The following is a 10628-nucleotide window of genomic DNA, read 5'->3' on the forward strand; positions in this document are numbered from 1 at the left end:
CCCTCGGCGCCCTCCTGCTGGTGGGCCTGGATGCCTGCCATCGTGCTGTGCGTGGACACCATGAAGTCGCGCATCGTCTTCATGGACTCAATCGTCGGCGGGAGCGTTGCCAGCATCTGCGGCATCAACTGGTCGAGCTGGTCGAGACTGCCCGTCAGGCCCTGCAGTTTGTCGGCGAGCTCATCGATCCCGTCGAGAGAATCGAAGATCGAACGCAGTGAGAAACAACTCGGAATGTCGAAGCAGTGTGGTTCCCAATACAGGTAGGCGCGAAGAGGTCGGAAGAAGTCGTCGAAGTCGGCAATGTGGTCCCGCAGTTGATTGGTCGTATCGACCATGTCATGTGTCTTGGCCACCATGTCGTGGGTAGTGGCGACGAGTTGCTGCATGATGCCGTACATGCGTTCCATGTTGGCGATGGTCTTGCTCAACTCGTCGGCCTGCTCGAGCATCTGCGCGGTGTTGTCGTTCTGAATCTTGGCGGTCTGCAGGGTCGCCGAATTCTGCATGGCGATCTGGAACGGGATCGAGCTGTGCTCGATGGGTGACCCGAGCGGCCGGGTGATCGTTTGTACGCGCTCGATGCCGTTGAGATGAAACACGCTCTTGGCGACGCGGTCGATGACGAGCGTGTCCGCCGGGTTGCGCAGGTCGTGGTCGGCTTCGAGCATCAGCAGCTCGGGGTTCATTCGGGCTTGGGAGAAGTGCCGCTCGGCCGCGGCCATGGCACGTTGGCCGGCATGTCGGCTGGGGTGAACTTCTCGTCGTTGTATTGCGGAACGTAGGTCAGCAGACCGACGAATCCGATGATCGCGATCACCGCGGCGACCATGATGATGGGCACGGGCCAACGAACCACGGCGGTGCCGACCTTGCGCCAGCCGCGGGTCGAGAGCTGCCCCTTGGGATCGAGAAGCCCGAACCGGGACGCCACGGCCACGATCGCCGGCGCCAGCGCCGCGGCCACGATGACCAGCAGCGCGATCGCACACGGCAGACCCATCGTCTGGAAGTACGGCAACGTGCACAGCGTCAGGCACATCAGGGCACCCACGATGGTCAGCCCCGAACCCAGGATCACGTGAGACACCCCGTGATACGCCGTGTAGTAGGCCTCTTCTCGATCCCGGCCGGCCGCTCGGGCTTCCTGATATCGGCCCAGCAGGAAGATCACGTAGTCGGTTCCGGCGGCGATGGCCAGCATAGTGATCATGCTCACCGCGTACGGCGTTAGACCGATGATGTTCACGTTGCCCGCGGTGGCCACAACTCCTTGTGCGGCAAAGAGTTCGACGCCGACGGTCAGCAGCGCGAGAACCGTGGTGACGATGGAGCGGTACACGATGAGCAGCATCACCGCAATGACACCGATCGACACCAAAGCCATGACCGCCAGGCTCTTCTTCCCGGCGACGCTGGTGTCGGCATTGAGCACGGTGTTGCCGGCGACGTAGGCCTTTACTCCCGGCGGCCCGGGTACCGACGAGACGAGCTCGCGTACGGAGGCCACCGCCTCGTGACTGGGCGTGGTGCCCTGCGCACCGCGGAGGAAGACCTGCACGTAGGCGGCCTTGCCATCCGGGCTCTGTGAGCCCGCGGCGGTCAACGGGTCGCTCCAGAAGTCCTGGACGTTCTAAACGTGCGCGGGATCGGCCATCAGCTTGGCGACGATCTGGTTGTAAAACTCGTGCGCACTGTCACCGAGCTTGTCTTGACCCTCCAACACGTCCATTGCCGTGGAGTCGGAATCGAACTGTTTGAACACCGCGCCGATGTTCATCATGGACTGGAACGCCGGCGATGCCTGCGGTGACAGCGACACCGAGTGCTCGTCCCCGACAGTGTCCAGAGACGGTGACAACACGCTCAGGGCAACCGCGATCAGCAACCAGATCAGGATGATCGGTATCGACAGGATGCGGATCAGCCGGGCGACAGCCGGGCGACGGGGCGTGGAATGTGCGTTGCTCATACGGATTTCACCAAGCAGTAGATGAACGGTTGGTATTCGCCGGTGCTGCGATCATCGCGTACCTGGCCGTCGACGAGGACGCGACACCGAAGTCCGTTGACGCTGGTACCTCCCTGGGCAACGATGTTGGCCGACATCGACGGCAACGTCGTCACGACCGTGAACGACCACGGCAACGCAGCGGCGTCCACGCGATGAGGCTGCCCGTTCTCATCGAGGTAGTCGACGTCCACGTTCCCCCCGTCCCCGTGACCTCGTACGTGATGTGCTTCGGGTTGAACGGCTTCGTGTCGCCGCCGTTGCCCACGGCGGTCGTCGTGGACCCGTTGGCGCCCAGCGAGTTGCGGATGCGCACGACCGCGTATGCGCCGAGCGCGACCACGACCACGAGCAGCAGCGGTATCCACGCCTTCTTGAACACTCGGAACACCGTGTGCCTCCTGCCCTTCTGATCATCCGCCGTCCGAGGGATCGTCGGACGGCGGCCGCGCGCAGCACGGCTCAAGCCTGCGCGACTAGCCTTCAAACGGCCATGGAACCCGAGTTCCGCCCAAGCATCTGCCAGAACTGTACCTCGTGGTGGACCAGGCCTGCTCGCCGACGCTTGGTCGAAGCGCCGAACTCCGACGACATGCTCGATAGGCGCTGCGGTGTATTAGCTTTCGCTCACAAACCGACAAGCTTGACGCACCGGAAGCGCCTTGGAGAACGCATCCCGGCGGCGGGCACCAATCTGTGGGCTAGCGGTCTGACTGCGAAATAGTCTGGTTATCTGCAGTATCGATTCCATGGTGGCGGCGGTCGGCCTCCGTCTTCGGCACCGTGGTCGTATCGCTCTCGCCGAACTTCTTGGTCCAGCAGGCGAACTCGAGGGTGATGCCGTCGGGGTCCTGGAAGTAGAACGACCTCACGTACACACCGGGATGCAGCGTCGCGGAGACCTGTGCGGCGCTCTCGTCGTGGTTGAGCACCGGCCCAACCCGAACACCCTTCTCCTTCAGCCGCCTCCGGTACTCGTCGAACTTCTCGGCGGGCACGTGAAAGGCAAGGTGGTTCAACGATCCGACGGCGCTGACGATCTCACCGATTCCGGGGATCGCCGCAGGCGCCGAGATGCCCGGCACTCCATCGGGGGCAGCGGCGAACCAGAAGAACGCGACGCAATCACCGTTGCCCGCGTCGAAGAAGAAGTGCTGCCCCATCCCACCGGGCAGATCGAGTGACTTGACCAGTGGCATGCCGAGCACGTTCGTGTAGAAGTCGACCGTCTTTGCCATGTCCGCGCACACCAGCGCCACGTGGTTGATGCCGCCGAGATCGAATTCCGAGTTGGCGTTGTCTGGCTTGATCATGGCTGCACTCCGGTCTGGTCAAAGAACAGAACTGAATCTAACATCAGATTCAGATCGAGGGTCTTCAATCATCGGAAGGGACGCCAGTGACGGTCGCCCCGCGCGAGCAGTTGCCGACTTTGCGGGGAAGGCAGACTCAGGCGGCCATCGACGCCGCCGCACGAGTCGTGATCGCGCGCAAGGGAATCCTTGCGACCACCATCGCGGACATCGCCTCAGAGGCGGGCAGGTCGACGGCCTCCTTCTACAACTATTACGACTCCAAGGAGGCGATGGTCCGGGAATGGGCGCTGCGCTTCCGCGACGAAGCGCGGGAGCGGGCCAAGGCGGCCGCCGAGCCGACCCTCGAAAACCGTGAGCGCGCCCACCGCGCCGTCGCCGCGCACTGGAACACCTACCGCCACGGGCTGGCCGAGATGATCGGCGTCTCGCAGCTCGCGATGATCAATGACGACTTCGCACAGTACTGGTCCGAAATCTGCGAGCTGCCGATATCGTTGATCACCGCGATGGTGAAACAAGCTCAGCGCGAGGGGTTCTCCACTGGAGACGATCCTCACCTGGTCGCGGTGGCAATGGTGTCGATGCTCAATCAGTTCTGCTACACGCAGCTCAGCGGTGACCGCGCCACCACGCCCGTCGACGACGACGCGAGCATCGCCACCCTGGCCGACGTCTTCTATCGAACCGTCTACCACGAGGGGCCTCGCAGTGACTAGGAAAGCTCTGGCGTCCGGCACCCCCGGCGTGACCCGGGAGTTCGTCGGGGTGGACTCCCCCACCGCCCGTCGCGCCGGCTCCGGCGGGCATCCCTGCCAGGGCCTCTACTACCGCGGCATGGGCCGCAAGCCCAAGGTGGCGATGATCGCCACGCACTATCAGATCGACTTCGCCGAGCACTACCTGGCCGATTACATGGCGACCAGGGGAATCGGCTTCCTCGGCTGGAACACCCGGTTCCGCGGCTACGAGAGTAGCTTCCAACTGGACCACGCACTGGTGGACATCGGAGTGGGAGTTCGATGGCTGCGAGAAGTTCAGGGCATCGAAACCATTGTCCTGCTGGGGAATTCCGGCGGCGGCTCGTTGATGGCCGCCTATCAGGCGCAGGCCGTCGACCCACACGTCACGCCGCTGAAGGGGATGCGGCCCGCAGCCGGTCTCTGCGAGCTGCTTCCCGCCGACGGCTACGTCGCCAGCGCCGCTCACCCCGGCCGGCCCGAGGTGCTCACGGCCTGGATGGACGGATCCGTGGTCGACGAGAGCGATCCCGTCGCCGCCGATGCCGACCTCGACATCTTCGACGACCGCAACGGTCCGCCGTTCTCGGCCGATTTCATCGAGCGGTACCGCGCAGCGCAGACCGCCCGCAACCATCGGATCACCGACTGGGTCGTCGACGAGTTGGATCGCGTTCGCGCCGCGGGCTTTTCGGACCGGCCGTTCACGGTGCTGCGGACCTGGGCCGACCCGCGAATGGTCGATCCGACGCTGGAGCCCACGAAACGGCCACCGAATACCTGCTATGCCGGAGTTCCGGTCAAGGCCAACCGGTCGGCCCACGGTATCGCCGCCTCCTGCACGTTGCGCGGCTGGCTGGGCATGTGGAGCCTGCGCATCGCACAGACCGGCGCGGAACCGCATCTGGCCCGGATCGACTGCCCGGCGCTGGTGATCAACGCCGAGCAGGACACAGGTGTGTATCCGTCTGACGCACAACGCATTCACGGTGCACTCGCAAGTACCGACAAGTCCATTCGATCCATCGACACCGATCATTACTTCACCACGCCAGGTGCCCGCAGTGAGCAGGCGGATACGATCGCCAAGTGGATCGCGAAGCGGTGGCGCTGAATGTCGGCTCCTCGCGCGAGCGCTCGTCGGCGAAGGTACTGGCACATTTCACACCGGGCGAGCGGGTGCGCGAGTTCCTTGCCCCCCATGGCGACTGGCTGGACGTCAGATACTGCGCCGAGGGCGATGCCGACACTCTTCACCGCGAGCTGCCCAACGTCGACGTGATCTGGCACGTCCTGCGACCGCTGTCGGGCGACGACCTGGATCGCGCGACGAAGTGCCGGCTGGTGCACAAGCTGGGCGCCGGGGTCAACACCATCGACGTGCAGGCCGCGACGCGGCTGGGCATAGGCGTGGCCAACATGCCGGGCGCCAACGCACCGTCGGTCGCGGACGGCACGGTGCTGTTGATGCTCGCCGCGCTGCGCAGACTCCCCGCCGTGGACCTCGCCACGCGGCTGGGCCATGGCTGGCCCTCCGATCCGACACTCGGCGAGACGGTCCGCGACATCGGCAGCTGCACGGTCGGACTGATCGGCTACGGCAACATCGACAAGCGAGTCGAGACCATCGTCGCCGCCATGGGCGCCAAGGTGCTGCACACCAGCACACGCGACGACGGCACCCCGGGCTGGCGCCCGCTCCCCGAATTGTTGACTGCCAGCGACGTCGTGTCGCTGCACCTGCCGCTGACCGAGAAGACGTCGACAATGATCAACGCGGAGAACCTGGCCCTGATGAAGCGAGATGCGGTGTTGGTCAACACCTCTCGCGGACAGATCATCGACGAATCCGCGCTCGTCGACGCCCTGCGCGAGGGGCGGCTGGCCGCAGCGGGTTTGGACGTCTTCGCCCGTCGAACCCGTGCCCGCCGACAATCCACTCCTCACCCTCGACAATGTCGTCGTCTCCCCGCACGTCACCTGGTACACGGTCGACACCATGCGCCGGTATCTCGAGGCGGCGGTCGACAACTGCGCCCGACTGCGCGACGGACGACACCTGGTGAACCTGGTGAACGAGGTGGCGGTCAAGCCCTCCTGAGGCCCAGGTATCCTCGATCCCAACCGACCGGTTAATCGGCTACGTTCTTGCGCATCTAGACGCCGCAGCGAGGCGAGGCCTTCCAAGGAGGCAAGACATGCCCATCGCGATCAACTCCGAGCACAACGACCTGGCCGATTCGGTCCGTTCACTGGTGGCCAGAGTGGCCCCGTCCGAGGTGCTTCACGAAGCCCTCGAGACCCCGATCGCCAACCCGCCGACCTACTGGAAGGCCGCTGCCGAGCAGGGGCTGCAGGGTCTGCACCTTTCGGAGAACGTGGGCGGGCAGGGCTTCGGCATCGTCGAGCTCGCGATCACGCTCGCCGAGTTCGGCTACGGCGCGGTCCCCGGCCCCTTCGTGCCGTCCGCGATCGCCAGCGCGCTGATTTCGGCGAACGATCCGCAGAACAAGCTTCTGGAGGGATTCGCCTCGGGCGAGACCATCGGCGCCTACGCCATCGACTCCGGCCTGACCGCCACGCGCCATGGCGGCGGCCTCGTCATCCGTGGCGAGGTCCGCGCCGTCCCGGCCGCGGCGCAGGCGTCGCTCCTGGTCCTGCCCGTCGCCATCGACAGCGGTGAGGAATGGGTCGTCATCGATGCCGACCAGGTCGAGATCGAACCCGTCAAGAGCGTGGACCCGCTGCGCCCCCTGGCGCACGTCCGGGCCAACGCCGTCGAGGTCGCCGACGACCGTGTGCTGTGCAATCTCAGCCGCACGAAGGCCCGCGCCCTGATGTCGACGCTGCTGTCCGCCGAGTGCGTCGGCGTCGCCCGCTGGGCCACCGACACCGCCTCGGAATACGCCAAGATCCGCGAGCAGTTCGGTCGCCCGATCGGGCAGTTCCAGGCCATCAAGCACAAGTGCGCCGGAATGATCGCCGAGACCGAACGCGCCACCGCCGCCGTGTGGGACGCCGCACGCGCCATCGACGAGGCCGCCACCGGAGGGCAGGAGCGCAGCGACTCGGGAGATGTCACCGGAGGGCAGGAGCGTAGCGACTCGGGAGAAGCGGCAGGGAACACCGACACTGCATACGAGTTCGCCGCCGCCGTCGCCGCCACGCTGGCGCCCGTTGCCGCCCAGCACTGCGCACAGGACTGCATCCAGGTCCACGGCGGCATCGGCTTCACCTGGGAGCACGACACCAACGTGTATTACCGCCGCGCGATCGTGCTTGCCGCCTGCTTCGGCCGCGCCGCCGACTACCCGCAGCAGGTGATCGACGTCGCCACCTCCACCGGGATGCGACCGATCGACATCGACCTCGACCCGGACACCGAGAAGCTGCGCGAAGAAATCCGCGCGGAAGTCGCTGCGCTGAAAGCACTTCCGAGCGACGAGCGCGTCACCGCGATCGCCGAGGGTGGCTGGGTCACACCGCACCTGCCCAAGCCGTGGGGCCGCGCCGCCGCCCCCGTCGAGCAGATCATCATCGCGCAGGAGTTCTCGAGCGGCCGCGTGAAGCGTCCCCAGATGGGCATTGCCGCGTGGATCATCCCGTCGATCGTCGCCTACGGCACCGACGAGCAGCAGCAGCGGTTCCTGCCGCCGACGTTCCGCGGCGAGCAGATCTGGTGCCAGCTGTTCTCCGAGCCCGGCGCAGGCTCCGACCTCGCCAGCCTGTCCACCAAGGCCACCAAGGTCGACGGCGGCTGGCGAATCACCGGCCAGAAGATCTGGACGACTGGCGCGCAGTACTCCCAGTGGGGCGCCCTGCTCGCCCGTACCAATCCGTCGGCACCGAAGCATGGCGGCATCACCTACTTCCTGCTCGACATGGCCAGCGAGGGAGTCGAGGTCAAGCCGCTGCGCGAGCTGACCGGCAACGCGATGTTCAACACGGTCTTCATCGACGACGTGTTCGTGCCCGACGAGCTGGTGCTCGGCGAGTTGGACCGCGGTTGGGAGGTCAGCCGCAACACACTGACCAACGAGCGGGTGTCGATCGGTAGCAGCGAGCCGCCGTTCCTGGCCAGCCTCGACCAGTTCGTGGAGTTCCTGAAGGAAGGCCACTTCGACCAGATCGAGCAGAACGAGGCGGGCAGGCTGATCGCCGAGGGCCATGCCGCCAAGCTGCTCAACATGCGCTCGACACTGCTGACGCTGGCAGGCGGAGACCCGATGCCCGCGGCCGCCATCTCGAAGCTGTTGTCGATGAAGACCGGTCAGGGTTATGCCGAGTTCGGGGTGTCGTCGTTCGGCACCGACGGGGCCATCGGCGACCTTGGGCAGCTCTCCGGCAAGTGGTCGGAGTACCTGCTGGCCGGCCGGGCCACCACGATCTACGGCGGCACCTCGGAGGTGCAGCTCAACATCATCGCCGAGCGGCTGCTCGGCCTGCCCCGCGACCCGTAGGCCTTCCGGTCGCCGTCATGAAACACTGGCGCAGCGGCGACGGCCGTGGCGATCGGACGGAGGTCGGCGACGAGCGGCAAGGACCACGGGGTCACCCTGCGCCAACTGCGCTACTTCGCCGTTCTGGCTGAGGAGCTGAACTTTCGGCGCGCCGCGGAGAAGCTGTTCATCACCCAGCCGGCGCTGTCGACCGCCATCAAGGCACTCGAGCACCAGACCGGTGCAACGTTGTTGCGCCGCAATACCCGCGAGGTGACGTTGACCGATGTCGGCGCGGCCTTCCTGCCGGTTGCTCTCGAGGCGCTCCGTGCCGTCGATTCAGCCGTCGACGACCTCGTCGGACTGTCCAGGCGCAATCGTCGCATCCGCCTGGGCTACCTGATCGGCACCGGCGCCGACGTACTGTTCCGGCTGGTCCGGCACTTCGAAGTCGCTTACCCCGAAATCAAGGTGGAGACAAAGGAATTCGACTTCACCGACCCGACGGCCGGACTCGCCGACGGCACGACGGAGGTCGCGATCATCCGACCGCCGGTGGATCTGCCCGAACATCGCATGCTGATCCTGGACGCCGAGGACTGGGTGGCGTGCCTGCCACGGGACCACCGGTTCGCACAGCGCAGCGAGGTGTCGATCGCCGAACTCCTCGATGATCCGATCGTCGTCGCGCCAAGCAGCGCAGGCCGTTGGCGCGACTACTGGATGGCCATGGATGCCCGCGAAGGCCGGCCGCCGACCATCGCCGCCGTCGCCTCCACCTACGAAGAGGAGACCACGACGATCGCACGCGGTCTTGGCATCAGTTTCACCAGCGAGGCCAGCGCCCGGCTCTACGGCAGGCAGGGCATCGCGTATGTCCCGATCGTCGACCGACGCCGCAATTACACGGCGCTCGCCTGGCATCCCGCTCGTCTGAGCAAGGATGCCGACGCGCTGGTCCGCCAGGTCCGCGACGAGTGGAGCTTCGAGGAGGGCCAGTCGCCCGAGCGGCCGGCGACCTTCTACTGATGAATCCGCCTACTGATAAATCCGATTTATCAGTAGATCAGAATTCGGAACTTCCGCCAAGCCCCCTACGTGCGGTTATCTCGGAACATTCGACTACGAGGTCGTGGCCTGCCAACCCTGATCTGGAGCACCCGATGACCGACACCGCTTCACCGATGACTCCCCAATCCCCCACCGACGACGAAGACGCCAAGCTGGCCCAGTTCGGCTACTCGCAGAAGCTCGACCGCTCGGTCGGCAGACTCGCCTCCTTCGCGATCGGCTTCGCGACGATCAGCGCCACCACCGCGGTGTTCACCGGCTTCGGCGCGGGTTACTTCACCGCGGGCGAACCCTTCGTGTGGACCCTGCTGCTCGCCGCCGCGGTGTTCGTGATCTGGACGCTGATCGCCGCGGACCTGACCGCCAAGATCCCCTTGGCCGGTTATTCGTACCAGTGGACCAGTCGCCTCGTCGGCTCGACGATGGCGCTGTTCACCGGTGTGCTGGCCCTGGCCGGATGGATCTGCGGCATGACCGGCGTCGGCTTCATTCTGTCCGGCTATCTCGGCAGCCTGTTCGGCTGGAACATGAGCCAGGCCGCGCAGATCCTCGTCGCCATCGGCGTGATGGCCGTCTGCATGCTCATCAACCTGTACGGCGTGCGGTTCGCAACGATGGTCAACAACATCGGCGTGAGCCTCGAGTTCGTCATCACCGTCGGCGCAACGATCCTCGTCGCCATCGTCGCCTTCTCCTCGCCGGACAATCACCAATCCGTCTCGGTGCTCTTCACCGGCGGCACATCTGACGGCAGCACCCCGTATGTCCTGGCGTGGCTGGCCGCGTCGCTAGGCCCGTTCTTCGGACTGATCGGGGTGGAGGCCAGTGCCGACATCGCCGAAGAGACCGTCAACGCCCGCCACGTCATTCCGCGCACGATGTTCTACGCGTTGACCGCCTCGATCGTCATCGAGTTCGGCATGTACATCGTCTACGTGCTCGCGATCAAGAATGCAGACGCCGTTCAGGCCGCATCCGCTGCCCCCATCGAGGAGATCATCACCCAGCAGGTCGGCCCGGTAATCAGCAAGATCGTCGTCGCCGTGGCCCTGAC

At 65.5% G+C, this 10628-nt stretch carries 6 protein-coding genes and 3 pseudogenes; 6 read left to right on the forward strand and 3 right to left on the reverse strand.

Annotated features, from left to right (window positions below; genetic code table 11):
- The 3 genes and pseudogenes from QOI01_RS27725 to QOI01_RS27735 all read right to left on the reverse strand — a co-directional run.
- Window positions 1-1972: pseudogene (locus QOI01_RS27725) on the reverse strand (MMPL family transporter); the annotation flags it as partial.
- Window positions 1969-2402 (reverse strand): annotated as a pseudogene (locus QOI01_RS27730) (MmpS family transport accessory protein). The pseudogenes QOI01_RS27725 and QOI01_RS27730, both read right to left, overlap by 4 nt.
- A 310-nt stretch (window positions 2403-2712) precedes the next feature.
- On the reverse strand, window positions 2713-3324 hold the full coding sequence (locus tag QOI01_RS27735; protein ID WP_526386363.1) for a VOC family protein: 612 nt from the start codon (window positions 3322-3324) through the stop codon (window positions 2713-2715).
- A gap of 86 nt (window positions 3325-3410) precedes the next feature.
- On the opposite strand from QOI01_RS27735, the gene QOI01_RS27740 reads away from it, so the two are divergent.
- The 6 genes and pseudogenes from QOI01_RS27740 to QOI01_RS27765 all read left to right on the forward strand — a co-directional run.
- On the forward strand, window positions 3411-4043 hold the full coding sequence (locus QOI01_RS27740) for a TetR/AcrR family transcriptional regulator (RefSeq protein WP_526386364.1): 633 nt from the start codon (window positions 3411-3413) through the stop codon (window positions 4041-4043).
- A gap of 7 nt (window positions 4044-4050) precedes the next feature.
- Window positions 4051-5178: an alpha/beta hydrolase family protein gene (locus QOI01_RS27745; protein ID WP_526386368.1), complete on the forward strand. Its 1128-nt coding sequence runs from the start codon at window positions 4051-4053 to the stop codon at window positions 5176-5178.
- A pseudogene (locus tag QOI01_RS27750) lies at window positions 5154-6165 on the forward strand (2-hydroxyacid dehydrogenase). Before QOI01_RS27745 ends, QOI01_RS27750 begins: the two are co-directional and overlap by 25 nt.
- A gap of 97 nt (window positions 6166-6262) precedes the next feature.
- On the forward strand, window positions 6263-8524 hold the full coding sequence (locus QOI01_RS27755) for an acyl-CoA dehydrogenase family protein (RefSeq protein WP_526386365.1): 2262 nt from the start codon (window positions 6263-6265) through the stop codon (window positions 8522-8524).
- Between the two features lie 45 nt (window positions 8525-8569).
- The gene (locus QOI01_RS27760; RefSeq protein ID WP_526386366.1) at window positions 8570-9532 is read left to right on the forward strand and encodes a LysR family transcriptional regulator; all 963 of its coding nucleotides are present in this window, start codon (window positions 8570-8572) and stop codon (window positions 9530-9532) included.
- A 134-nt stretch (window positions 9533-9666) separates the two neighbouring features.
- Window positions 9667-10628, forward strand: a 962-nt coding sequence (locus QOI01_RS27765) for an amino acid permease (protein WP_526386367.1), incomplete at its 3' end; no start/stop codon positions are given.

It is taken from the genome of Mycobacterium sp., from assembly GCF_032162605.1.
In the GTDB taxonomy this organism is placed as follows: Bacteria; Actinomycetota; Actinomycetes; order Mycobacteriales; family Mycobacteriaceae; genus Mycobacterium.